The organism is Phaeodactylibacter sp. (assembly GCF_040219495.1).
Classification (GTDB): Bacteria; Bacteroidota; Bacteroidia; order Chitinophagales; family Saprospiraceae; genus Phaeodactylibacter.
In genome coordinates this window covers 20,164-46,259 of the sequence record NZ_JAVJSK010000118.1, presented here as the reverse complement: position 1 = coordinate 46,259, position 26,096 = coordinate 20,164, and the positions used below count along the sequence as shown (strand labels likewise).

The 26,096-nt window shown below is 53.1% G+C and carries 13 protein-coding genes; 3 read left to right on the top strand and 10 right to left on the bottom strand.

The genetic code is table 11. The features are described 5' to 3' along the window. Window positions 1-24 precede the first annotated feature (24 nt). Window positions 25-1,482, top strand: a complete 1,458-nt coding sequence (locus RIC19_RS18455) for a hypothetical protein (RefSeq protein ID WP_350179832.1) — start codon at window positions 25-27, stop codon at window positions 1,480-1,482. An 18-nt stretch (window positions 1,483-1,500) separates the two neighbouring features. Here RIC19_RS18455 and RIC19_RS18450 read toward each other — a convergent pair whose 3' ends face one another. After that, window positions 1,501-9,189, bottom strand: coding sequence for an Ig-like domain-containing protein (locus RIC19_RS18450; protein ID WP_350179831.1), 7,689 nt, complete (start codon window positions 9,187-9,189; stop codon window positions 1,501-1,503). Between the two features lie 306 nt (window positions 9,190-9,495). Further along, window positions 9,496-16,410, bottom strand: a complete 6,915-nt coding sequence (locus RIC19_RS18445; RefSeq protein ID WP_350179830.1) for a T9SS type B sorting domain-containing protein — start codon at window positions 16,408-16,410, stop codon at window positions 9,496-9,498. Between the two features lie 525 nt (window positions 16,411-16,935). On the opposite strand from RIC19_RS18445, the gene RIC19_RS18440 reads away from it, so the two are divergent. Continuing rightward, on the top strand, window positions 16,936-18,075 hold the full coding sequence (locus RIC19_RS18440) for a transposase (protein WP_350179828.1): 1,140 nt from the start codon (window positions 16,936-16,938) through the stop codon (window positions 18,073-18,075). A 195-nt stretch (window positions 18,076-18,270) separates the two neighbouring features. Here RIC19_RS18440 and RIC19_RS18435 read toward each other — a convergent pair whose 3' ends face one another. The 4 genes from RIC19_RS18435 to RIC19_RS18420 form a co-directional block, all read right to left on the bottom strand. Then, window positions 18,271-19,524 carry a proline dehydrogenase family protein gene (locus tag RIC19_RS18435; protein ID WP_350179827.1) on the bottom strand — a complete coding sequence of 418 codons (1,254 nt, stop codon included), beginning with the start codon at window positions 19,522-19,524 and terminating at the stop codon, window positions 18,271-18,273. 53 nt (window positions 19,525-19,577) lie between these two features. Continuing rightward, window positions 19,578-20,360, bottom strand: a complete 783-nt coding sequence (locus RIC19_RS18430; RefSeq protein ID WP_350179826.1) for a shikimate dehydrogenase family protein — start codon at window positions 20,358-20,360, stop codon at window positions 19,578-19,580. Between the two features lie 165 nt (window positions 20,361-20,525). Then, entirely contained in the window at window positions 20,526-21,503 is a 978-nt protein-coding gene (locus RIC19_RS18425) for a DUF368 domain-containing protein (protein WP_350179825.1), read from the bottom strand. Window positions 21,504-21,561: 58 nt separating this feature from the next. Further along, window positions 21,562-22,998 (bottom strand): nicotinate phosphoribosyltransferase, encoded by a 1,437-nt coding sequence (locus tag RIC19_RS18420; protein WP_350179824.1) that lies wholly within the window; start codon window positions 22,996-22,998, stop codon window positions 21,562-21,564. 201 nt (window positions 22,999-23,199) lie between these two features. Here RIC19_RS18420 and RIC19_RS18415 point away from each other — a divergent pair, with 201 nt between their 5' ends. Continuing rightward, a complete protein-coding gene (locus tag RIC19_RS18415; RefSeq protein WP_350179823.1) occupies window positions 23,200-23,772 on the top strand; it encodes a hypothetical protein in 573 nt (190 codons plus the stop codon). Here the strand turns inward: RIC19_RS18415 and RIC19_RS18410 are convergent. From RIC19_RS18410 to RIC19_RS18395, 4 genes are all read right to left on the bottom strand, one after another. Further along, on the bottom strand, window positions 23,735-24,331 hold the full coding sequence (locus RIC19_RS18410) for an acyl carrier protein phosphodiesterase (RefSeq protein ID WP_350179822.1): 597 nt from the start codon (window positions 24,329-24,331) through the stop codon (window positions 23,735-23,737). The two genes, RIC19_RS18415 and RIC19_RS18410, sit on opposite strands and share 38 nt — an antisense overlap. 95 nt (window positions 24,332-24,426) lie before the next feature. Beyond that, window positions 24,427-24,627, bottom strand: coding sequence for a hypothetical protein (locus tag RIC19_RS18405; protein WP_350179821.1), 201 nt, complete (start codon window positions 24,625-24,627; stop codon window positions 24,427-24,429). 71 nt (window positions 24,628-24,698) lie between these two features. Beyond that, the gene (locus tag RIC19_RS18400; RefSeq protein WP_350179820.1) at window positions 24,699-25,367 is read right to left on the bottom strand and encodes a GOLPH3/VPS74 family protein; all 669 of its coding nucleotides are present in this window, start codon (window positions 25,365-25,367) and stop codon (window positions 24,699-24,701) included. An 80-nt stretch (window positions 25,368-25,447) separates the two neighbouring features. Beyond that, window positions 25,448-26,044: a hypothetical protein gene (locus tag RIC19_RS18395; RefSeq protein ID WP_350179819.1), complete on the bottom strand. Its 597-nt coding sequence runs from the start codon at window positions 26,042-26,044 to the stop codon at window positions 25,448-25,450. Window positions 26,045-26,096 lie beyond the last annotated feature (52 nt).

The window sequence follows — 26,096 nt, the reverse complement described above, 5'->3', positions numbered from 1 at the left end:
TTTTGGATTTTTTATCATTAGCCTATGCACGAACACCGACTCCTACAACTGCTCCACAGCCTTTCGCGCCGTGAAATGACCCGTTTCCGGGAATTTTCGGAATCGCCATACCACAATAAGCACGATGCCGTCCGGCAATTGGTACAATACCTGAGTGCGGTTTATCCGGACTTCACTGCCGAAAGTTGTGAACGGGCCCTGCTCTTCCAAAGGTTATTCCCGGGAGCTCCCCACGACCAACCTAAGTTAGCTGTAATTTTCACCTATACGGTACACTTGCTGGAGGTATTTCTGGAAATAGAAACCATCTTAGAGCAACCTGCCGACCGAAAGCCCTTGCTGCTCGGGCAGCTCCGCCGGCGCCAACAGCTCAAATGGTTTGAAAAGGCGCTGGTTAAAGCGGAGCGGAAATCAGAACAAGAGGAACAGCGCAACGCCGATTGGTACCTTCAGCGCTTTCAGCTGGCTACCGAGTCGGACTACTTTTTCACGACGGTGGCCGAACGACGGCGCGACAGCAGCCTGCAGGAAAAACAACACTTTCTCAATCGGTACTTTCTGGCCATCAAGCTCAGGGACGCCTGTGAAATGGCGGTCCGGGAGCGCATCCTGAAGGTAGCCTATCATGATCCCATGATGGATGTTGCCCTGAGGCAGGTCACTGATGCTCCGGATGCCTACCAAACCATCCCGGCCATCAATATTTACTACCGCCTCTACCTGATGATCACCAAAGCCGAAAAAACGCATTACTACGCCGTACTCCACCACCTCAGCGAGCAGCAGGAAAAACTGCCCGATGAAGAACTGAAGAACATTTACAATTACCTCCAAAACTATTGCATCCGGAAAATCAATGCGGGCGAAGCTCAATTTCTACAGGAAATCTTTCAACTGTACCAAGTGCAGCTGGACAAAGCGCTGCTGCTGGAAGACGGGCAGATCTCGGAGTGGCACTACAAAAACATCGTCACCACCGCCCTGCGGCTAAATGCCCTGGACTGGGTGTACCAATTTATTGAAGCGTACCGGGCGCTGCTGCCTGAAAATGCCCGCGAGAACGCCTATCGATTCAATCTGGCTTCGTACCACTATACCGCAAAGGAGTACGACAAAGTCCTGGACCTACTCACTCAGGTAGAGTACAGCGACTTGCGTTACAGTTTGGGCGCCAAGGCCTTGCTCTTGCGTACCTACTACGACCTGGGCGAATACAACACGCTCTATTCTTTGGTCGATTCTTTCCGGCAATACCTTATCCGCAACAAACTCATGGCAGATGGGCGCCGGCAGGGATACTACAACTTATTCAAACTGACTCGCCGAGCGGCAGTACTGCGCGAAAACAAGGGCTACTACAATCACAGGCGCTACCAAAGAGAATGGCAGCGCCTGCAAAAAGATACGCATGAGACAGAAGCCGTTTTCAACAAAGCCTGGCTGTCGGAAAGAGTTGCCGAGCTGCACACCGACCCTGCTTAGGGAGGCTCCAAACAAGCGCTAACGCATCAGTAGCACATCACCCTGGAAGAGTTCTACCACCCCATCGACGTACTCCACTTTGGCAAACCAAGTGAAGACCGCACCATTCATGAGCTCGCCACGATAGTGCCCGTCCCAGCCAAAAACCGGATTATTGGGAGGCGCGTTGAACACCGTAAACACAGGCTCGCCCCAGCGGCTGTAGACCTCAAAGGCTTCAATTTTGACGACTTCCGGACCAGTCTGTACATAAAAGATATCATTAGCCCCATCGCCATTGGGCGAGAAGACATTCGGCAGGTACACCCGGCGCTTTTTATTCAGGATCAGCTGCACCTGATCGGTGGCGGTACAGCCGTTCAGGTCGGTCACCTGCACCTGGTATAAGCCGGAGGCAGATGGCGTCACGGAAGTCACCGGGCAATCGTAGCAAGACAAGCTGTCTGCCGCCTGCCACAGATACCGGGTGATTTCCTCTTCCGGAATATTCACCGCAGCGGTGAGCTCCACTACTTCGCCCAGCCCGACTTGTATCTGCCCGTTGATGTCTTGTTCGATGATTTCCACACCGAGGTCATTCCCTTCTTCAAGCAGGATTTCGGTTTCATATTCACAACCAATAGCGTCTTGTACCACGAGGTTGTAAACCCCACCGTTAAGATCTGCAAATGTGGCCTGTTGATCAAAAGCCCCACCATTAATGCTGTACAGGTAAGGGCTGGTACCGCCTTCCACACTACTAATCAGAATGCTGCCGTTGGCGTCACCAAAGCAGGTAGGCCCGTTGGCTGAAGTCAGGAGCGCCGTTGGGGCGGTGCCAATTTCTGAAACCGCCACAGTGGCGATGCTTTGGCAGTGGTTGTCTTCATCTGTCACAATAAAGAAGTAAGTACCGGCAGTATCCACCGTAATATCCAGGCCAGTACCGATCACATTGCTTTGTTGCCCAAATGCCCACTGATGGGTGATGCCCTGACCGGTCTGCGAGCCGGCACCATTCAGATTGGCAGTAGGGCTCAGACAGTCGATCTGCTGCGGCTCACCGGCATCAGCAACGGGGGCTTCAACATCTTGTGTAATCACCACCTCATCCTCGCTTTGGCAGCTATTTTGGGTATTGACAACCTGCAAGGTGTAGGTACCGGGCGTACCCACCAAAACAGAATCTACGGAGGCAACTGTTTGCTGGTTTTCATCCAGCCAGGTGTACTGAATACCCCCGCCCTGAGTGGAGCCGGAAGCACTGAGCAGTACACTGGTAATGGCGCAATCCAGCCTCTGCCCGGGTCCGGCTTCCGCCGTTGGGGTCGCAATATCCTGAATAACCTGCACGGTATCCCGTTCGCTACAGCCCGTCTCAGCATCCTCCAGCAGCAGCACATAAAAGCCGGGCTGCTCCGTGGGAAGCTGATTGGTATTGGTGGCCAGTACTGATCCATTCAAGTCTTCCCACTGATAGGTCAGCTCGGGCCAGGAAGAAGAAGCACTACCGTCAATCACCAGGCTATTGGTTGCACAGTCCAGGGTGTCATTGACGGATAAGCTGACGACTGGCACGTCATTGGATAATGGCACTTCAGCCAGGGCAGGCTCAGAAACACATCCGTGGACGGTATCGGTTACCATCAGTTCGTAAGTACCGGCGGCACTCACTGTAGGAGATGGCAGGCCTGCAATTGAAGCGGTGATGCCCGGCCCGGTCCATTGGTAGACAAAGGCGGCACCACTACTGGTCCCGTTCCCGCCAATCGCTACTTCATTGACGGTGCAGGTCAGGGTGTCTGGCATACCGGCATCAGCTACCGGAAGGGCAATCCGTTCGACTTCCAGACTGGCTTGGTTCTGACAGCCATTCGAGTCGGCTACCTCCAGTACATACAATCCGGGCGACCCGGCTTCAAAGGTTGCTTCGCCGGGCGTACCGTTCCAGGTGTAGGAAGGGTAAGTCCCGGAAGCTTGCAGCTCAGTGCTTTCGCCGGCACAGAAGAAAGGGGTGCCTTCAATATCGAACTCAGGTAAGGGGTAGGCCACGATGTTGTAGTTGGCGGTATCCCGGCAACCGTTGACATCCGTTGCAAAAACGGTGTAAGTGCCGGGCTCCGTTACCGTACGTACAGGATCGAAGCTGCCATCTTCCCACTCGAAAGCAGACAGACTGGATCCGGCAGCGGTCAGTATAGCAGATTCGTCCACACAGAACCCTTCCGGCGCGCTGATATCCACCTCGGCCTCCGGGAAAAGGCTGACATCCACACTTGCTGTCCCTGAACAACCGGAAGCATCTTCCACATAAACGGAATAAGTGCCGGGCTCCGCAACGGTGATGCCAATAGTTTCAGCACCATCCTGCCATTCGTAAACCGAGTAACCGGCACCCGCGCTCAGCTGCGTCTCCGTACCAGGGCAAAACTGAAGCGGCCCTGAAATGACCGGGCTGAGCTCATCCTGCTGCGTCACCTGCAGGCTCGCGTCATTAGTGCAACCATTAGCGTCTGTAACGGTGAGTCCGTATGCCCCTTCCTGATTGACTTCAATCGAAGCGGCATCGCTACCGGTAGACCACTGATAGGCCGTGTAGTCCCCTCCGGCATTGAGGGTAGCAAAACCGCCCGGGCAAAAGGATGATGACCCGCCAATCGCCACTGTAGGGAGGTTGTACTCCAGCAATTGGTAATTGTCTTCGGTAATGCAACCGTTGGCATCTGTGACCGTGACCCGGTATATACCTCCGCTGTCAATAGTAATACTTTCGGTATCGCTGCCGGTCGACCATTCGTATTCGGCGTAGCCGGTGCCAGCAGAAAGGGTGGCCATGGTATCGGTACAGAAGCCAACCGGGCCTCCAATTTCGGGCACCAGCACCGCATAAACCCCAACTTCGATGCTATTGGAGGTCATGCACCCATTTGTATCCGTTACAGTGACCTCAATCGTGCCGGGCTCGGTAACTTCTACTTGCGGGGTCGTAGTATTGTTGCTCCACTGATAAGTTGTAAAGCTGTCTTCGGCCGTCAGCGTGGTGGACGTTCCGGGGCAGAAGTTAGGCACCCCGTCAATCTGTGGGATTTGAGTAGTGTACTCGCTGACCTCCACCATCGTGCCTCCAACACAGCCCTGTGCATTGGTAACCGTTAAAGCCACTGGCCCGGGCGCGGTGATGGTGGTGGTACCAGTAGTGTCTCCGGTACTCCATTCGTAGCTGCTAAAAATAGCGGAAGCAGAAAGGGTAGCCGATGTACCGGGGCAAAAAGCCGGTGTCCCATTAATCTGAGGCGCAGGGAGGGCAATCTCGTCTATAAAAAACGAAGTCTCACCCTGGCAGCCATTCGCATCTGTTACTGTAAGAGCGGAAGTTCCTTGTGCAGTCACCAGCAGACTGGACTGTGTGGTACCATCACTCCAGAGGTAGTCCCCAAAGCCACTCGTAGCCTCCAGCACGGTGCTATCGCCGGCACAGAAGAAGGCGGGGCCGGTTATCTCAGGCGCAGGGAGGGCATTTTCTGTAATGGTGATACTCGTTGATGCCGGGCAGCCATTCACATCCGTAACCGTCAGGCTGTAATCGCCGGGGGTGTTGATATTGATCGCCCCACTTTCCGCTCCGGTATTCCAGTCGTAAACGGGAAAATCCGCATCAGCAGTCAGTGCTATCGTATCACCGGCACAAAAGGCGGTGCTGCCCAATATTCCCACCTGTGGTGCCGGGAATATCTGAGTTTCCAGGGTATCCGTGCCGGTACAGCCTGCTTCATTGGCCACTTCTACTGTAATGACCTCCGCAGTACTCACCTCAACGAAAGCACTTACCGCTCCCGTTGACCATTGGTAGGACTGATAGGGCTGGTTCAGGCTCAGCGTAACTGTACTGTCCGGGCAAAAAGCGGCTATGCCCTGAATCTCAGGCACCGGAAGAGCATCTTCTGTCACCGCCACTTCCGCAGCAGCTGTACACCCAAACGCATCCGTAACCGTCAGGCTATAGGTGCCCGCAGTGGTTACGGTAATCGATTGTGTAGTCTCCCCATTCTCCCAAAAGTAGCCACTCAGGCTATCGGGAGCAGTGAGCGTGGTGCTTGTACCTGCACAGAAGGAAAGTTCGCCCCCTATCTCTGCTACAGGCAGCTCGTTTTCGACCAGGGTGACTGCGTTCGTATTGCTGCAGCCATTGATGTCTGCAACGGTAAGACTGACCGTGCCCGGTGCTAAAACTACTGTGCTATCGGTATCAGCGCCGGTACTCCACTCATAGGATTCAAAGACTCCGTCAACACCGAGTGCCACGGATTCCCCTTCACAGAAAGCTTGCGGGCCGGTAATACTAAATGTCGGCAAAGGGTGTTCCTCTACTTCAACGGCAGTACTGTTTTGACAGCCGTTCCCGTCCGTTACTGTAACCATTACCGTTCCAGAGGTATCGACCGTAAGTTCAGATGCGGAGCTGCCATCAGACCATTGGTAGGCTTCATAAGCAGTGGCCAGGCTGAGTACTGCTGAGGTGTCAGCACAGAAGGAAAGCGGGCCACTAATCTCAGGAACAGGCAAGGGGTTTTCAGCTACGGTGACGGAGGCGCTGTTTTCGCACCCATTATCATCCAGGACGGTAAGACTGTAGGTACCCGGAGTCGTTAGTTCCAACACCGGGCCGGACGAATTGTCACTCCAGTCGTATTCATCCATCCCTGCCGGGCCGGCAAGGCTGAGGGTATCGCCCGCACAGAAAGAAAGGGCACCGGAGATCGCTGCGTCCGGTAGTGTATTTTCTGTCACGAGGTAGGATGCACTCCCGGTGCAACCGTTCGCATCGGTAACGGTCAGGCTGTACGTGCCCCCTTCTGTGACTTCCAGTTCTTGGTTCTGACTATTATCAGACCACTGGTAAGACGAGAAGCCAACGGGGCCTACGAGGAAGATAAACTCGCCCTCACAAAACGTGGTAGGCCCGGATATTTCCGGCGCAAGCTCCGTCACCTCCGTCACCTCAATAGAGGCTACACTTTGGCAGCCCGAGGCATTGGTGACCGTAACAAAGGTGGTTCCGGGCGTATTAACGGTGGCGTTTTGGGTAGTTACGCCGTTGGACCATTGGTAAGACAAGCCGGAAGGGCTGGCGGTGAGGATGGTACTCGTTCCTGTACAATAGCTCGTCATCCCCGAGATGGAAGCGTTGGGCAGGGCCACTTCCTCCACGTCAAAAGAAGCAGTCCCAACACAACCATTGAGGTCTGTTGCCGTGACGCTGTAAGTACCGGGGGCGCTCACAGAAATGACGGGGTCTGTTTCTGAATTATTCCAAAGGATATCTGTATAACTGGCCCCATTTACCACGCTGAGTACGCCGAATGAACCGGTACATATTTCTTCATCACCTGTGACCTGCACATCAGGCAGGGCATTAGCGGTCACAGCTACACTCGTTTCCGCAACGCAGCCATTTGCATCCGTTACGGTGACCCCCACGTTGCCACCTGTGTTCACCACTTCTGTCTGGGCATTACCACCGGTAGACCAGCTGTAGGTAGTGTAAGACGGGCTTACTGAAAGACTGGTGAAGGCCCCATCGCAGAAGTTGAGCACTCCGTCAAGGGAAGGCGGCAGGGCGGCATCTTCAGCTACGGTAAAGACCGCCTCGGTCTCACACCCCTGATTGCCGACGGTAACGCTGTAGGTCCCGGGCCCCGGAATGGTGATTTGCCCGGAATCTTCAAAAGTGGACCAGCTGAAGCTATCATAGTCCCCTGCATTCACAATCGATAAAGTGCCGGGAATATCCGGGCATAAAGTAGCCGGCCCCGAAATTTGCGGGTCAGGCAGGCTGATTTGCGCCACATCAACCATAGCGCTGCCCTCACAACCGGTTGCATCAGTAACGGTAACCACTACCGTGCCCGGCGTATTGACCGACAGCGTAGGGCCGGTACTTCCATCCGACCATGCGTAACTGTTGAAGCCGCCACTTACGGACAGCGTTGTACTTTCTCCCGGGCATATCTGGGTATCTCCACTGATTACAGGCACCGGCGCCGGGCTTTCACTGACGGTGAAGGAGGATTCTCCAATACAATTACCTGGCTGTGTCGTCACCGTAACCGAGTACGTACCCGGGCCAAAAATCGGGATGGCCTGAGTCGTCTCACCCGTATTCCAAAGGTAGCTGGCAAAATTACCGGATGCCGTTAGGAATTCCGGGTTGCCATCGCATATCGCATCCGGCCCTGTGATATCAGGGACTGGATTCTGGAGGGTTTCCACAACGAGTACAGCCGGCTCCGCGCATTCACCGGGAGCAGGTGTAAAGGTCAGTGCGACGATCCCTACATTAGAAGGTGTAAACAAACCCGAATTCACGCCTGGCCCGCTCCAGGTACCCAGGACACCATCCTGCACATTGGATAGTAACACCGAAGGTGCACCCTGGCAAAATGGCCCGATGGGCATCAATGCGGGGGTCACAGGTGGCGTGACGGTCACGGCGACCGCTGTCCGGTCAGAAGCACAGTCACCAATATCGCAGGCCACATAGTAAGTCGTGTTTGCGTTAAGTACCGGGGTATTGTAGACCGGGCCACTTGCGATTGGGTTACCTCCGCTGGGGCTGGTGTACCATCGGATCGTTCCTCCGGCACAAGGCGCAGCGGAAAGGGCAGCACTCTCTCCCTGGCAAACCGTTACAGGGGTAGCAACCGGCGGGCCAGGCGGTATACATGGCTGCACACAGTCAACAAAAGCAACCCAGCCAGGATCCGTCCCACTGAAATCACTGTCAAATACAAAAGTCAGGCAACCCGAAGGATGACTGGAAGTGACCGTGCCCGGGTTATTGTTGCCACTATAGGAACCAATAACCGGTGAGCCGGTATTGGGGCCATCGTAGATCGTCAGATCATCAAAGACATTTTCCAAATCAAATACGGAAAACGTGACCTCTACCAAATCTCCCGGAATATCCGGACAAATGGTGGTTACGGTATTTTCCTGGTTTTGGTAAGGCCCGTTTGGCCCACCGGAATCGTAGAAAAAATCACCACAGCCTGGGGGATAGATGCAAGTCCCGTCATCGAAGTTTGCGGTCGGGTCATAATTGGTGGCCAGCGGGTCTGTACAACCACAAACCGTAGGCGGCACACCCGGAAAGATAGGTGCGATACTACCGGCAAAACCAACATCTACATTAGCGTGGTCCGTGATACAAAGCTCCAGGGTATAAGAGCCTCCTCCGCATGCAGCTACGAGTTCTGCGAAAGAGTTAACGGTGTTGACATTACAGGGGTCACCGGAAAGGCCGTAGTCGCCCCCTCCGAAAGCCAGCCCGTTATCCGGGTTGGGGCCTCCGCCTTCTGAAAAGGTAAAATAGCCATTCACACTGGCAGAAGAACCAAAGGGCGATCCGGGATCACAAGAGCCACCACCGGGGCGGGTGACCAACATCAGTGTCTCCCCACAGGCATTCACCCGTATGGACAGATCGCCAATAAAGGTGTGTTCCAACTCCATAGAAAACCCAATTGGGTTGCCGGTAATGGAGGGGTTGATCGGGATGTTGACACAATAAGAAACGGAGGGGTTGGCCACAGGCTGGTTCTGATCCGGAAGGCTGATACTGGGATCCGTACATTGGGCGGACATCGGGGAGGCCACCCCGAATACGAGCATACCGGATAACAAAATAACGTAGAAGCAGACAGCAGTAGTCGAGTAATTATTCAGCATAAATGGATTTCTGTTGTTGTCTGAAGCCGTAAGGGCCCCATGGCGTTACAATGGCTCATTTGGAATAAACCGGGGACAGTACTAAAAATAACGGGTATAGGTGCTGGACACCAAATAAAGGCAGGCAAAATACGCTTTTTTGGGCAAGGCGCATAAGTTTATCGCACAGAGCTGGGGCTGACGCTGGTGCAATGGATACAGCATGCTTAGGTGATTTTGGCACCCGGCCTAAGCTTAGCAGGCTGTTGCGCCTGCTTAATTAAGCCGTTGAGCCTCTGACTCAGGAGGTCCCAACGGCTTATCTTTTTAACGAATCAAATTAACCCCGCCCTTAAACAAGCGAACGGTCCCATCCACAAATCTGATTTGAGCAAAATAAGTGAAGTGGTCGATATTCATAGGTTGGCCCCGGAAGGTGCCATTCCAGCCAAAAGCAGGATTATTGGGCGGAAAGCTGGTCATTTGGAAAACCTGCTCGCCCCACCGGCTGTAGATCTCAAAGTTCTCAACCTCCACTACGTCCGCTCCCGAATAAATGAGGAAGAAATCGTTGCGGCCATCGCCGTTCGGCGTAAAAGCATTGGGAATATAGACATCGTAATCGCGAATAACCCGGATCAGAATATCGTCTGTAGCCGTGCAGCCTGTGGTATCGGTGAGGGTAGCAAAGTAGCGGGTGGTCTCCTGCGGTGCTGCCACCCAAGAGAGGCACTGATCGCAGGCAGCAGAATCCTGGGGCGCCCACGCTATAGCCGACCATTCGCCATCTCTGAGATTGGTCAGGGCATTGATGAGCACCTCATCGCCGAGGCGGATATCCTGGTCTTCTCCTAATTGTAATTGCGGCAAATGGCCCTCTTCCAGGAAAATGCTGGTTTTATACTCGCAGCCTTCTACATCTTGTATGAGCAGGTCATACGTGCCACTGCCCAAACCCGTATACTGAGGCTGCATAGACAAGGCGCTTCCATTCAGGCTGTATAAATACGGACCTGTTCCGCCCCCAACCGACAGTACCCGGATCTGGCCATTTTCATCTTCGAAACAAACCGGGCCTGTAGCAGCCACTTCAGCCCCTGTGAGGACGTTGGGGTTTTCAGAAACAACGACCTGAGCGGTGTCCGCACATCCGTTGGCCTGATTTTGCACAATCAGCTGATAGCTGCCTGGCGTACCGACTTCCTGCAGCAGGACGGTATTGGAAAGCCCTGCTTCGGGGCCTGACCAGAAGTAGGTCAGACTGCTCCCCGCATCGGAGCCCGAGCCATCGAGGATCACCGTTTCGTTTGTACAGTCAATCTCGTCTGCCGCCATAAGGCTGGCCACCGGAGGGATGGTGTCAATGGCAATTTGAATAGAGTCTTTAGCGCTGCATCCATTCACCGGATCAATGGCGGTCAGGAAGAAATAACCGGGCTGTATAGTGGTGTAAGTATTGGCATTGGCCCCGGGGATATCCCCCAGCTCCGCTTCGGACCACTGCAAGACGGGCTCACCATACACAGCGTGTACAGAAGCCTCGATCATGGAGGTCGTTTGCGCGCAGTCCAGGTCAGGTGCGTTGGGGTTGATAACCACCGTCGGGATTTCGTAGTCGCCCAATACATTGAGCGTAGCGACTGAGAAACACCCAGTTGCGGTATCAGTGACGACAAGGCTGAATACGCCTGTGGCATCGGCAGCGTAGACCAGGCTATTCGCACCAGGGATTGGAGTGTCGGTAGCATCCAGCCACTGATAAATGGTTGTGGCCCCGTTTTGCGAGCCCACCCCGGTCAGTGTGGCTGTCGGAGTGTTGCAGTCCAGAGTATCCATAACAGCAGCAGTCACCGCAGGGGTGTAGCTATTGTCTATCACCTCTACCTGGCTCAACTCAGAGACGCAGCCGGTTTGTGTATCTGTAATCACCAGCCCGTAAACGCCGGTTTCGGATACTTCGGGGTTGGGCTCGGTTTGATTGCTGCTATTGATCCCCGGCCCGGTCCAGACATAACTAAAATTAGCCGGCGTGCCAGGGTCAGGCCCAAGCATAACCAACCGGGTGTCGCAATCCATAGCCTGATTGGCGCCTGCATCCGCCTGAGGCAGAGCAGCGAGGTCTACCTGAAAGGTATCAATGGCAATACACTCATTATCGCTTTGGGCACGAGCGGTGTAGAGGCCCTCTTCGGATACCTGAATGGTCGTTGTGGTCTCACCGGTGGACCAGTCCAGGAAAGTACCATCGGTTAAAACACTGAGTTCGCTGGAAGTGCCTTCGCATAAAACAGCCTGACCAGAGATATCCACCTCCGGCTCAGCGTAAGGTTTGATTTCCCAGGTTGCGGAGTTGGTACACCCAACCGTATCCTGCACCGTAACGGCGTAAACCCCTTCTTCGGAAACGGTGATTTCACGAGTGGTCATGCCATTGCTCCACTGGTAGGAAGCAAAACCTTCCTCGGCTTCAAAGGCAGCCTCTCCGGAAGGGCAAAAGCCGGTATCGCCCTGAATTTCAGGAGCGTCCACTACAAAAATGAACACCGCCGTTACCGCATTCGCAGTACAGCCCAGGCTATCCGTCACCGCTACTCCATACCCCCCGGCCTCGCTCACGGTTATTGAATTCGTCGTAGCGCCGTTGGACCACTGTACGGACGCCCATTCTCCCTCTACAGAGAGGCTCGTGGAGCTGCCTAAGCAGATATTCTGCGCTGGTGTCACCTCCAATTGGGGAGTAGGCTGAATGAACACCTCTGCCGTATCAATAGCAGAACAGCCATTGCTGTCCGTAACCGACAGGGTGTAGAGGCCGCCCGATTGTACGTTTATGCTTTGTCCATTCGTACCGTTACTCCATAGATACGATTCATAGCCTGTCTGTGCTTCGATCAGGAAGCTTTCTCCGTCGCACCCGGCCTGATAATTCGGCAACGCGGGGTCAGGCAGTGGGTACGCATCAATCTGAATGGTATCCGCAGCAGTGCAACCCGCTGTATTAGTGACCGTTACGGCGTAGGCCCCGCTTTGAGTAACCGGCAGATTAGCGGTAGTCGCTCCTCCCGACCATTGATAATTGGTATGATTGCCTGCACTGAGCAACACCGTGTCTAGTTCGCAAAAAGGCATTGCCCCCGTAATTTCAACAGCGGGCGCTACCGAGGTTGTCAAGATAGCATTGGCGCTGCTCGAACATCCCTGCGCATTGGTAACGGTAACCATATAGGCTCCGGATTCCTCTACCTGAATCTGATTCGTGGTGTCACCAGTAGACCAGATAAACTGATTGCCATTGTCGGCAACCGTCAGTACATTTGCCTCGCCGGGGCAAATACTCAGGTCCCCATTTATCAACGCATCGGGTTCGGGCACTTCTTCTACCAGTATATCCGCTACCCGGGCACAGCCTTCGGGCGTTGTAACGGTTAAAGTATAATTTCCCGGTGCATCCACTTCGATTTCGGACTGTACCCCGCCGGTATTCCATTGATACGAAAGCCCATCTGCCTCAGGAATACCAATCACAGCGGAACCATCTTCGCAGTACCGGGCTGAGTCAGGCAGCGGCACTTCAGGCAGCGCAATAACTTCAAAGTCGAAAGTAGCGGAATTCCGGCAGCCATTGCTCCCTGTAGCAGCAACGGTATAAGCGGCCGAGCTATCAACGGTAACAACCGCTGTAGTATCTCCGGAAGACCACATATAATCAGACAACCCTGATGTGGCTTCAAGTAAACCGTCCTCTGTTTCACAGACCAAATCAGGGCCGTTGATTTCGAGCACCGGCAAAGGCAATTCTTCAATGACAAATAAGGAGTCTCTTATGCAGCCGTCGGTACTCAGTATTGACACTTGGAACACTCCGGGCGCTGAGATTACAGCTTCGGCACTCTCACTTCCTGTTGACCAGGTCACAAAAGGATAATCAATGGGAGCGACCGTTAGCGTCACGCTGTCCCCTTCACAGAATTCCAGCGGGCCCTGTAAGTTAATAGTTGGCAAAGGGCTTTCGGCCACTGCGACCTGAAAACTGTCCTGACAGCTATTGGCATCCGTGACCGTCAGGGTGTAAAGCCCGGGCTCGTCTACGGCTATCGTGGGGCTCATTGCACCGGTAGACCACAGGTACTGTTCAAAATCAGTGCCCGCCTCGAGGTTGGTACTGCCGTTTTCACAAAAGCTGGTGCTATCTGGCAGGTTGGGGTCCGGAAGGGGTACCTCAGTAATATCAGTAGCCGTTGCCCCTACACAACCATTATCATCGGTAACGGTGAGGGCGTAGGTGCCTGGGGCGTCTACCGTGAGAGATGGAAGGATGGTGCCATCTCCCCAGCTGTAGGTCTCAAAGTTGCTGTCGGCCTGCAGTTCCAAATTGCTGCCCACACACAAATTTGGGCCACCCAGGATAACCGGAGCGGGCAATGGCAGAGTTTCTGCCTGCACGGAATCAATAGTAACACAATTATTGGCTCCGGTTATGGTGACGTAGTAAGTGCCCGGCTCGTCCACCATTACAGACGGCCCGGTACCCGGCACCGACCATTGGTAACTGGCAAAGCCGGAAGTAGCCTGAATCAGGGTGCTGTCGTTTATACAAAACTCGTAGGGCCCTGTCAGCCCACTTACCGGCACGGCTTCTTCCAATACCAGGATTTCATCGGTAGCCGTACATCCAAATGCATTGGTGACTTCGAGCTGGTAAAAGCCCACACTGTCTACAGTGGTCGTAGCGGTGTTGGCTCCGTTGCTCCAGTTATAGGTGGCGTAGGTTCCGTTGGCATTGAGTTCCACTGAACTATTGGCACAAAAAGAGGCCTCATCATCCAGGTTGAGCTGTGGATTGGCAAACTCAGCGACCGTTGCGGCTGTGCTTCCGGTACAGCCTTCTGCTGAGGTTACCGTCACCCCGTAATTTCCGGGCGCAGCAATAGTAATGGTGCTGTCCGGGCTTCCGCCATCCCAATTAAAACTAGTATAGCTTCCTTCAACCCACAGGTTTACTGTCCCGCCTTCGCAGAGGCTGGTATCTCCGGTAATTTGTGGTTCAGGTTCCGCAAAAGCGACGACTTCCAACGTATCTGAGCCGGTACAGCCGTTTTCGTCTAATACCGTCACGCTATAGGTGCCGGGGCCAGAAATAGGCAATTCAAAATCTTCATTGCTGCCGCCCCAGTCAACCGCCACATAGGGGTCAACACTCAATACGCTGGTTGCCAGAGGGCAAAGCCCAACGGGGCCGGCAATGACGGGGTCCGGAGGCAAAAAGCCTTCCACTTCAATAGAATCGACTGCCGTGCACCCACGCTCATCGGTGACCGTCACGCTATAGATCCCCGGCTCGCTGATCAAAGCTGCCGGCCCGGAAGCATTGGTGCTCCAGATGTAGCTGGGGTAAGTTTGGTCAACAAAGGCGAAGATGGTGTCTCCGGCACAAAGGCGCTCGGCATTAACGATAGCCACATCAAGGGGAAGCGGGTCATATTCATTTACCTGGAGCGCATCAACACCCGTGCAACCATTGGCGGCGGTGACCGTCACCTCATAAATCCCCCCTTCCTCTACGGTGATGGTATTGGTGGTATCTCCGTTAGACCACAGGTAGCTTTCATAATCCTGCACGGTGAGCAGCAGGCTACTGCCACCATCGCAGAAAGCGGTATCGCCACTGACTTCCGGAACCGGAGCATCAATGGGCTGAAGATCGGTATCCGCTAAGTAAGTACAGCCAAAAATATCCGTTACCGTTACCGCAAACTGCCCGGTGGTATCTACGATCAGGAGGGAGTCCGTGCCGCCATCGGACCATTCATAGGCGGCCCAGGAATCCGCTAAGGCAAGCGTAGCGTCCCCGTCCGGGCATAAACCCGGTGGAGCCTCGATCTGTGGCTGCTGAGCGGGCACCTCTTCAATAGTCAGGGTGGTATCCCCTTCACAACCAAAGGGGTCCGTAACCCGCAGCAGGTAGTTGCCCGGTTGACTGATGACCAGGAAGCTGTCAGCCGAAAGGCCTACCCAGCTGTAAGCATCATAATCGCCCTGCACAACCAGGGTATCGGTATTGCCTTCGCACAGGTAGGGCCCGCCATCAATGACCGGGGCAGGCGTTGGTATCTCCGCAACGGCCACTTCCCGAACGATTGTGCACCCGTTGCCCGGTGCCGTGACCGTCACGGTATAGGTACCCGGCTCATCAACGACAATGGATGGGCTTGTTGTATTATCGGACCATTCGTAGGAAGCAAAATCAGGCCCGGCATCCAGTGTCAGGTCTGTGCCTTCGCAAAAGGAAGCTTCAAAACCGACCATGATGGTTGGAGAGGGCTCAATGCTCAGCTCAAGGGTATCGGTATTGGTACAGCCATCAGAGCTTACCTCCAATATATACTGAACGGTACCTGCAAAATTGTCCGGAAAAACGGCTTGAGGGGCAGGGCTCGATGGGTCATCCAGGTAGCTTAAGGCTTCCGGGGTCCCCATCCAGGTGTAGGCTTCGAAGCCCGTGGCGTAGGTCACCTCGCTACTGAGCGTAAATGGCACGTTGCCCGAGCAGAGGGCTGTATCCTGATTGAGGGCAACCACCTGCAGTTCACAGTTGGGGTTGGCGGTGCAATCGAAATAATCGGCAGCCTCCCCGGAAAATGAAATATTGAAACCGTCTGATTCTGACTGCTCCCCTCCTACCCCATAAAACTCATTGATATACAGGTAAAAGCCCTGTCCGGGCTCTACGATCATCGGCGCAACATAGCCATTGGCCACGTTGCCCGTTTCATCAAAGAAAATCCCTTCGGAAAGGTCGGTTTCTCCGTTGCCCAGCCCCGTAAACGGGCAAAACCCACATTGGAAAGTTTGGGTCTCTTCCACTGACCAGGCATAAGAGCAGCGATCAGGATCTCCAAGGCTGTCACAGCTGGTATTGGCAGCGTAGAGCGCAAAGTCGTAGTCTACATCTCCCCCTTCGTAGGGTGCTATAGTGAAACGGAGCTCACTGCCCGCCGGCATGTCATTACGAAAACGGAAATATAACCAGACGCTGGAAGATTCTCCGGTCTCATGGCAACCAATCGAGTTGTCAGGGTTTTGGAAGTCACTGACCTCTCCCGGAGAGTCCGGCACATCAATATTCCTGTCGCCACAAACCACTATCGCACCGCTGCAATCGGAGGCATTCTGCGCTATAACCCAAATGGGCAGCACAGCAAGGGTAAGCATCAAACGGCTTCTGAGATTACAACACCGCATTAAATTAGTTTTTCATTCCGGCAATAGCCAGCAATGGATGCCAGCAGTTATAAAATGCTATGCATCATGGGATTACAATACGCCTGGGGTTGTTTGGTAAGTGTCTTGTTTATCGAACTGAAAGCGGTTGTGTCAACTTTGGTCATTCCTCATTGGAAATGTCACTTCTGTTTGAAAAAATGGCTTAAGACAACTTAATCGGGGGGCAGCCTTCAAACAAATATAAAAAAACTTAAACAGTTATCACATCATCTGTGAAAACTGGTGCTCAATTTTCTGTATTCGATTACAATTAAGTCTCAGGAAAACGACTTAGAAGGAAGACCCCTGAGCCTAAAAAATTGCTGCCTGACAATTATCAATAGTCCGTGGCGAAAATGACGCATAGCCATAAAAAAAGGGGAAAAGTCTTAATTTGGGAGTTACCACACAACCAAACTCAACTTTGCCCCTATGAGCGTCAAAACACTCACGGAACAAATATTACGAAAAATTTCTACAAATAACCGTTGGCAATACCGTTTCATGCTGCATTTGTTTCCATTATGGCTAGCTGTGCGAGGCCGGCACAACTTCACCAATCTTTCGCGCTGGGGCGAATATGGGGAAGATACCTACCGGCAGAACTTTGCCCGCCCCTTTGGCTGGCTGGAGTTCAATGCCACATTGGCCTCGCAGCAGCTTGGGCAGCACTTGGCCATTGCGTTTGACCCTTGCTTTGTGCCAAAGAGCGGCAAGCATACAGCGGGCATAGGTTATTTCTACTCTGGCTGCGCAGGGCGCGAGCTGCGCGGCCTGGAGTTTTCGGGTATAGCCGCTGTAGACTTGGCAGACAAAGCTGCCCTGCACCTGGAAGCCGTCCAAACAGATGGCTTTAAGGAAGGAGAGTCGCTGCTTGCTTTTTATGCACGTATCCTTTGCGAGCGTAAAGAAGCCTTGCTGAAGCTTTCCAGGTATGTTGCAGCAGATGCCTATTTTGCCCGGCAGCCTTTCGTGGACACGCTACTCGGCGAGGGGTTCCAATTGGTCACCCGCTTGCGCAAGGATGCCAGGCTGCGCTACCTTTACAACGGGCCAAAGCTGAAAAGGAGAAGGGGGCGCCCTAAAACATATGACGGACGGATTAACCCTTACGCTTTGCGCGAAGATCATTTCACGCGGTGCGCACAAGCAGAGGACGGATCTTGGGTCGCCTACCAGTCCACTGTAAATGTACAGTCTTGGAAACGCAACGCTAAGGTCGTCATCGTACACCACCTGGACGGACAGGGGCAGATCAAATCCGCGAAGATCTATGCCTGTACCAACACGGCCATGGATGGCGCAGAGGTACTGCACGCTTACCAGTGCCGCTTTCAGATTGAGTTCCTCTACAGGGATGGCAAACAGCATGCAGGGCTAGCTCACTGCCAGGCGCGCAGCCCGGAAAAGCTGCACTTCCACCTCAATACGGCGCTCACGGCCGTGTCCCTTGCAAAAGCAGCATACTATCTCAGCGCACCGCCGCAAGAACGCAAAGCGTTTTCTATGGCGGACGTTAAAACACAGTACGCCAACGATTTACTGCTGGATCGATTTATTGCCACGTTTGGCATCGGCCCACAGATTTCAAAAATTAATTCCATCCGCGAGCGCTTTAGAGCTATCGGCAAAATTGCCGCCTGATTCGCCACGGACTATTGAATTATCAAACTAAAATATAATTCCTATTCACTTGTTTAAATCACTGACTTCCAAAACCTAAGAGCATGCTTAGAGCTCGTTACTATTGCAAATCAACGCTTTATGAACCCCGCAGAAATGCGGGGCAAGCTCTGACTTCCTCACTACGAGGTGCTATGTTTAGCGTCCCAACACGCTCTAAGACAGCTCCCGGCGCTTCATCTCCTCATGTACCAAGCGGTGTTCCCGGGTCATATCACCGGTCACGGAGGCGTTTTCCTCGGCTCTTCGGATTAGGTAGGGTACGACTTCCCGGACCGGACCGTAGGGCAGGTATTTGCCTACTGTAAACCCTGCTTTAGCCAAATTGAAGGTGAGGTTATCGCTCATACCGTAAAGCTGGCAAAACATCAGGTGGGCATGGTCGCGCGCGATACCCTTGCGATGGATCAGTTCTGCCTGCAACAAGTTGCTTTCGGCATTGTGAGAAGCGTTGCAGGAAGCAATGCGCTCGTAGTTGTCCATGCAGAACTTAACGGCAGTATTGTAGGCGTCATCCGTTGCCGCCTTGGTCACATGTATGGGCGACTCATAGCCCATCTGCCGGGCACGCTCCCGCTCCTTGTCCATATAGGCTCCCCGGACCAGCTTGGCGCCCAGGATGTATTCGTTGCGCTCCGCCTGATTATAGGCGCTGATCAGATGCTGCAAACGGTCTTTACGGTACATCTGGAAGGTGTTGTACACTACCGCCCGTTCCCGGTTGTAGCGGCGCATCATCATATTTACAAAATGATCGATCGGGTCCTGTATCCAGGTCTCTTCAGCATCAAAGAAAACACTGACCCCTTTTTGAGCAGCTACGTGGCAGATCGCATCAATACGCTTGAGGACGTTTTTATACTCCGCACGGGTTTCTTTGGTGAAGGCTTCGCCCTCCTGAATTTGCTGCAGCAAGCCGAAGCGCGCCATGCCCGTCACTTTGGTGCTTACAACCGGCACATGCTGAGCCTGAGCCGCGAAATCAATAGCGCGGATGGTCTCGTTCATGGTTTGATTGTATTCCTCTTCGGTGTCTTTGGCTTCGGCCCCGTAATCGAGAATCGTCAGGCAGCCTTGTCCGGCAAGCTTGTCAATAGCAGGTTGGCTATTGAGCAGGGTGGTACCACCACAAAACTGCTCATAAATGGTATGCTTAACGATACTCTCTACAAAGGGCAGGTGCATCCGGATAGCTGCGAGCCCGAGTTTGGAGCCAATTCCTACCAGCCAGTGCCGGTTCATTAGGCCAAAGATCCAGGCGGACTTGCGCAATTCTTCATCGGTCTTGCCGGCAAAAGCCACTTCGGTATTTGTAAAATCTACGATGGGCTCGTCATTACTGTTGATGACTTCCTCCACAATCTTTTGCATCTTCTCTATGTCCTTCACAGGTTTACCTATCTTTTCCATGACTTAAGCGATATTTTGGCAGGGCTTGACTACCACAAGGTAAGCGATATTTATCATTTTCCGTGCTCTTCGGTTGTCCAAATTCTCCAGGCGGCTTCGGCTTGACCATGCAGCATTTCCAGGCCGTTTTTCACGGTAGCGCCCTGATGACGACCAGCCTGCATAAAGGCAGTCACTGCCGGATTGTACACCAGATCGTAAAGGTAATGAGCGCTGCTCAGGGCGTTGTAGGGCAAGTCGGGCTTGCTACCGGTATGTGGCGACATGCCCAGGGGGGTGGTATTGATTAGGAGGTGATGCGCCGATAATACCTCAGAGGTAATCTGCCTGTAGCTCAACCGGTTGGGCCCTGCCGTTCGGGAGACCCACTGAAATGGTATCCCCAGCCGGTCCAGGACAAAAGCGACTGCTTTGGCGGCACCACCAGTGCCCAGCACCAGTGCTTTCATGCCAGACCAGCCGCCCCGCGCGTCCTCCAACCAACTGCGTAATGAGGTTTCAAACCCAATCACGTCAGTATTGAACCCCTCCAGCTTACCGGCAGTGCAACGGATCGTATTCACCGCCCCTACCGCGGCCGCACCGGGCGAAAGGGTATCCAGATAAGGCAGTACGGCCTGCTTGTAAGGAATGGTCACGTTGAGCCCTGCCAGATTGGGGTGCTGTGCCAGCAACACCGACAGGTCTTCAATTTCAGGAATCGGAAAGAGCTCGTAGCAGGCTCCGGTAATGCTTTCCTGCTCAAATTTTTCGGAAAAGTACTTTTTCGAAAAAGAGTGCGACAGCGGGTAGCCAATCAATCCAAACAGCCGGTCGTAATTTGTTAGTGGTCCCATTGAAGCCTTTTTCTCAGGTTAAAACTTGATAAAATTCCGCGCTTGGAGCGAAGGCACCCGAATTCATGTTGGACGGCGCTTGCAAAGGAAGCATCATTCTGCCAGGCGTAGCCGAAGAACGACACCACACAGGACAAAACAGTCCAATGGGCAATAGTCAACCCGTTAAATCCCCCGCTTATCCAGCCGGTCCAAAACAAAGACAATAGCGAGGCCCGCCAGCATGCAGAGCAGTGCGCTCAGCAGATAGGATGGCCCTACCTCTTCGGCATACTGCCCAGGCATGAGATTGACCTCCCGGATGACCTTGTCCACCATCATACCGGGCTGCAGCTCCACCATTTCACCCTCTTCTGTCAGGCCGAGTACGGCTTTGCGCCAGGGCCAGATTTTATTCAGGGAACCGAGCATGAAGCCTGTCAGAATGGCCAAGGTGAGGTTGTGGTAGTGCCTGAAAGTCCAGGACAACACACGCGAAAAAGTAGCCAGCCCCAACAAACAGCCGGCACCAAAAACACCAAGGACCAAAAGGCTCTCGGGGGCCAGGGTCTTGAGCGCATCCTTAATCGTTGGGATAATGATGGTGTACATCCCCATCAAAAGCAAAATAAAACTGCCTGAAATGCCGGGCAAAATCAAGGCGGAAATGGCAATCATTCCGGAAACGAAAACCAGCCCGAGGTTTGTACTGCCTTCCGCAGGGCTGGCAATGGTGATGACGTAGGCAAGGATTGTCCCCGCTACCAAGCCTGTAACTTCAGCCGCTTTCCAGGTACCAACCTGCCGGCCGATGTAAACCGCGGAGGCGATGATCAGTCCAAAAAAGAAAGCCCAGAGCGGGATCGGGTAATGCTCCAGCAGATGCGTAATGCCAAAGACACCTACCACGATGCCAAAGACCATGCCCGCCATCAGAGTGGTCAGGAAGGTACCGTTGGCTTTTGCCCAGGCTGCTACCAGCCCCTCACGGGCGAGCGTACGCCAGACTTCCGGCCCCAAAATATGCTTGATGGTTTCGAGCAGGCGCTCGTAAATGCCCGTAATAAAAGCGATGGTGCCTCCGGAAACGCCGGGGATGACCTCTGCCATACCCATTGCCATACCTTTGAGCACCAGCCCGATTGTTGCTGTCCAGTTTTTCATGGCAGCAAAGCTAAATATTCAATCGGAAATATTTGGCTTTTTGGCAGGATACAACACCTTACGAATGGGTCGCCATCATAGTGGATTTGACCTCGTGTAAAGCCGGGCTTAGTCCGTAAGGGTAAGAAGGCTGCGCAACAAACTGCTGCCATTGGGCCATAGCGTAGCTCCGTACCTCAGATAATTTCGGAAAATCGTACACCAACTGCCCCCGGTCGAGTACCGGCACCAGCAAGTTATGGCCCTTTTCCGTTGCTACCTGCCCCCAGGAGCCTGAACTTTCATCCCAAATTTGAGCGCCCTCCATCCCGTAACGGATGTCATAGAGTGCATCACCCGGGTGTTCCTGTTTGGCTTCCGAACGCCAGACTTGCAGCAGCCCCGGATTAGAAGCTTTGACGGCTTCCTCAGACCGCTTGATCCGGTCCTCCCATTCTCCATGCTCGTTTTGGATAGCAGACAGTTTATAAACGCCGCCCAGCGCAGGATCGCCATGACCGGTAGCCAGGCGCGTCCCCACACCCCAAACGGTGATCTTTGCACCTTCCTTTTTCAATTGGGCAATACGGTACTCATCCAGGTCATTACTGGCTACGATAGCGGTCTGGGTAAACCCGGCCGCGTCAAGTATTTGCCGGGCCGTTTTGCTCAGTACGGTCAGATCCCCGGAATCAAGGCGGATGCCATTCATGTCGTAGCCCTGCTCCCTCAGCCACTTCCCTACGCTAACCGCATGCTTTACGCCAGCCTCCGTATCATAAGTATCCACCAGGAAAATGCAGTTGCCCGGCAACGCCTCCGCATAATTTTGAAAGGCCAGTAATTCATCTTCATAGGCCATCACCCAGCTGTGGGCGTGCGTGCCCCTGACCGGGATACCGTACAATCGGCCTGCCATGACGTTGCTTGTGGCGTGCACACCGCCGATGTAAGTGGCACGGGCTGCCGTCATGGCACCATCTAACCCCTGAGAACGCCTCATACCAAACTCCAGCACAGAGTCTCCCTCCGCCGCATCCACAATACGGGCCGCTTTGGTGGCCAATAAAGTGGAAAAATTGACCAATGTAAGCAAGCCGGTTTCTACCAACTGGCACTGCAATAAAGGCCCTTCCACCCGCAGGATAGGCTGATTGGGGAATGCTGCCGTGCCCTCAGGCATAGCGTGTACCGTCAGCTCGAGCTGCATGCGTTGCAGGTAGTTAAGAAAAGCTTCATTGAACAAGGGTGCCCCCGTAGAGCCTTTTAAGCCCCCCAGGTACTGAATATCCGCTGCCGAAAACCGGAACTGACTGAGAAAATCAATGGCAAGCTCCAAACCGGCACTGATGGCAAAACCATTCTGAAATGGCGGTTTGCGGTAAAACAAATGGAAATTCGCCTGCCGGTTGTACAGCCCCGATCGCCAGTAACCATAGGCCATCGTGAGTTGGTAAAGATCGGTCAGCAATCCAAATGGGCCGCGGTAGAGTTGACTGAGGTGGGTGTTTGGCATGTGTGCTATTAGTTAGTTTGAATTTAAAACTAAGTTAAATGCTTTTAGGTTGACTTGCAAGTAAAAAAATATTTTTCTTCCCCTGCCCAGCCAACCCAAAGCTTGTTTCCCGGGTTTTTAAGGCCTAAGAATACGTCTTGGGTCAAAATTCACCAGGAAGCCCTGACCACAATCCCTGCAATACCCGCACAAACCGCATACATGAAGCAATTACTGATCATCAGCGCCCTTTTATTCCCGCTGCTGGGCATGGCTCAAACTGAAAGTTGGGAAGAATTTAAATCTTTCGATGGCCGGTTTAGAGTACTGGCTCCCGGGCCCCTTCAAATGTCAGTAGACACTGTAGAAGCCCCGGTTGGCAAGCTCGCCTACCATACCTACTTCTATCAGCCTCCGAAAGAGGAAAAGTCAGCAGAAAACCTGATGTACATGGTCAGTTATTGCGATTACCCGGAGGGCAGCATCCACGCCGACAGTACGGAATTGCTGGAGGAGTTCTTTGAAGCCACCATGGAGTCGGGCGCTTTTTCAATCAACGGGGAGCTGATCTATCATACAGACCGCGATCTCAAAAAAGCCAAAGGCCATTACTGGCGCATCAATTATCTGAAAGGGGAAGCCGTTGTAAAAACCTGGGCGTTGGTAGATGGCAACCGGTTTTATTCTATTCAGACGGCCACGGTAGCCAAGCGCAGCCTCAACCGGTCAACAGACCGCTTCTTCGAGAGTTTTGCCATTATTGAAGCGGAGCAGGCGGCTCGGCAACAGCCTTAGCGTACCGGATGACCTCCGGGAAGAAGGCATTGAACTCGGCGTTGAGGTCCTGAAAGTGTTCAACCATAGTATCAAGGGCGCCAGATAGCAATTCAGGGCGGCTCACGCGCCGGCTCATCCGCCGGAAGGTGTAAGCAATTCCATTATGAGTGCCATAGGTTTCCAGCCAGTTATCGGCAATCATTTCGGGGACATAAGTGTGTACAGGCTCGGGCATGAGGTGATGATGGCGCTGCAGGCAGGCATACACATCCAAAATAAAGTCCTGTATAGGCTCATCACTGTACTTTGACCAGTTTAGCGAGAGGAAGTAATCGTAAAAAACATCAATGATGACTGGTGCGTACTTGGAGTGTTTTTTATACATCCGCCTTACGCCCCGGAGGACTTCAGGGTGCTGATCGGTGTAAGAGTCGATAGCGCGGTGCAGCTTCACACCGTGCTGTACGGAAGCAGGCAATTCGCTTACCTGCGCGTTGCTCAGGTAGTCGCCCAGGAAATTACCGACCATCAGATGGTCATCTTTCCCGGAAAGAAAAAAGTGGGCCAGAAAATTCATGCCTGTATAACGTTGAAACCCGCTTTGAGTTGAAGGACCTTAGAGCTTGTCGGATTTTACACTTTGGGCTGCTCTTGCCAAATTTCGTCCTGCTATTAAGGTATAGGGACATCGGGAGCTTCAGCGGCATTCATACCCAGGAAGTCCAGTACGGTATCGGGCAGCAGTTCCAGTAGCGCCAAATCAGCCCCGTAGGTAAAATACGCAATGACGCCAATGTGGAATAACAGGGTAAGGAACAATGCCTTGGTGCGGATGGCACGGGCACTACGGATGGATTTGCGGTGATAATTCATTGCCAATTGGGTTTGTGTTACGGTAGAATTTATGAACGCAGCTCAGCCTCAATATATTTTTTACTAAAATGTTAAGAGCTTGTCGCGACCATAGTTGTGGTGGTGATCATAACGAGGGCCAGCATCTCTTGTATGGCTCTACCGACTTCTTTCTGCATCTTATCGTCGCTTGTAAGATTTTCCAGTCTTCCTTTAGCAGTTTTGCGCTGCTGTTTGCCCTCAACCATCTCCGCGTACAGCTCGCATTTCAGCAGAATAGTCAGCAACATGCGCTCTTTTTGGTCGGGCTCAGTCGACTCATCCAGCATTAAAGCTTTGAGGCGCTGCCGCAGCTCGTTTTCGGGTTGCGGGTTTTGGGTAGGATAGCGGTCTACAGAAAATACCCAGAGGATTTTCCCTTCGGTTTGTGCCAGGGTGCCATCCGCCACTAATTTATCAACGGTCAGCTGTCGGAGCTTGCCCAGGCGTTCCACACAGAGATGAATCCAGTTGGAAACCCGTTCGGGCTTTTTGCGCTTCCCGATCTGTTCGATTAGGCTGTTGAGTGCACGGCTGTCCGTGATAGCGTTGGTGAGCAGATGTACACGGTCCTCTTCGAGCTTGATGCGCTCTTCGAGGAGCAGGTCCATAACAAAGGCAGCGCCGAAGGCGTAATTGATATACCCTCCAGCGCTGGTGAAATTACCTTTTTCATCGTCCAGGCTGATCAGTGCAATGGCTTCGTGCAGGTAGCAATCCATATTTTTTTGAGAACAGTATAAACAGATTGCCGAAAGCCCGCCACTAAAATCTACAGATCAGGGTAATGGACAGATCAACGCTACTTAAAATAGCTTTTCCATTTTCCGATGGCTTTTTCAAAATCCTCCTGGAATTCCTTCCATTCGCCCTTGGCCTCACTCTGCCATTCAGCGGATTTCTTTTTGAGTTCCGCCATACGCTTTTTGGCTTCTTCTTTGGCTTCCTCATATTCTTCAGAAGCTTCGGATTTGGCGTTGGCTGCGAGCACGTCCATCTGAGCCCGGAACCGCATCAGCCGGTCTTGCAGAGAGCCGGCAGCCTCCGAAGCCCCTGTTTCGCCTTCCTGCTCGGCTTCTTTGGCTTTATCTTGTAAATTATCAAGGGTGGAAGCAAAGGTAGCCTGCTGTTCTTCGAGGTTGTCCGCTGCAGCCGTTTTAGACCGCTTCAGCTTCGCCAACAGCTCATCGTACTCTTCCCTGAGCTCGGTGCGTGCTTCTCCAAACTCTTCTTTGACTTCTGCCTGCTGTTCTTCCAGCCAGCTCTGCAGCTTTTTCTTCTGCACTTCGAATTCTTCAGCGGCTTCTTTTTTGCCAAGGCTGAATTGGAGCTGAAGTTGCTCCAGGTCGGTTTGCCAATCTTTCAGGCGTTCTTGCATGCGTTGTTTTAGCGTAGACATAAGATTTGGTTTTTTTTATAGAACACAGAAAAGGGCCGGATTACTCAGTCGA

Coding starts and splice junctions, on each gene's coding strand:
- RIC19_RS18455 (WP_350179832.1), top strand. CDS start 25: ATGCACGAACACCGACTCCTACAACTGCTCCACAGCCTTTCGCGCCGT.
- RIC19_RS18450 (WP_350179831.1), bottom strand. CDS start 9,189: ATGCTGAATAATTACTCGACTACTGCTGTCTGCTTCTACGTTATTTTG.
- RIC19_RS18445 (WP_350179830.1), bottom strand. CDS start 16,410: ATGCGGTGTTGTAATCTCAGAAGCCGTTTGATGCTTACCCTTGCTGTG.
- RIC19_RS18440 (WP_350179828.1), top strand. CDS start 16,936: ATGCTGCATTTGTTTCCATTATGGCTAGCTGTGCGAGGCCGGCACAAC.
- RIC19_RS18435 (WP_350179827.1), bottom strand. CDS start 19,524: ATGGAAAAGATAGGTAAACCTGTGAAGGACATAGAGAAGATGCAAAAG.
- RIC19_RS18430 (WP_350179826.1), bottom strand. CDS start 20,360: ATGGGACCACTAACAAATTACGACCGGCTGTTTGGATTGATTGGCTAC.
- RIC19_RS18425 (WP_350179825.1), bottom strand. CDS start 21,503: ATGAAAAACTGGACAGCAACAATCGGGCTGGTGCTCAAAGGTATGGCA.
- RIC19_RS18420 (WP_350179824.1), bottom strand. CDS start 22,998: ATGCCAAACACCCACCTCAGTCAACTCTACCGCGGCCCATTTGGATTG.
- RIC19_RS18415 (WP_350179823.1), top strand. CDS start 23,200: ATGAAGCAATTACTGATCATCAGCGCCCTTTTATTCCCGCTGCTGGGC.
- RIC19_RS18410 (WP_350179822.1), bottom strand. CDS start 24,331: ATGAATTTTCTGGCCCACTTTTTTCTTTCCGGGAAAGATGACCATCTG.
- RIC19_RS18405 (WP_350179821.1), bottom strand. CDS start 24,627: ATGAATTATCACCGCAAATCCATCCGTAGTGCCCGTGCCATCCGCACC.
- RIC19_RS18400 (WP_350179820.1), bottom strand. CDS start 25,367: ATGGATTGCTACCTGCACGAAGCCATTGCACTGATCAGCCTGGACGAT.
- RIC19_RS18395 (WP_350179819.1), bottom strand. CDS start 26,044: ATGTCTACGCTAAAACAACGCATGCAAGAACGCCTGAAAGATTGGCAA.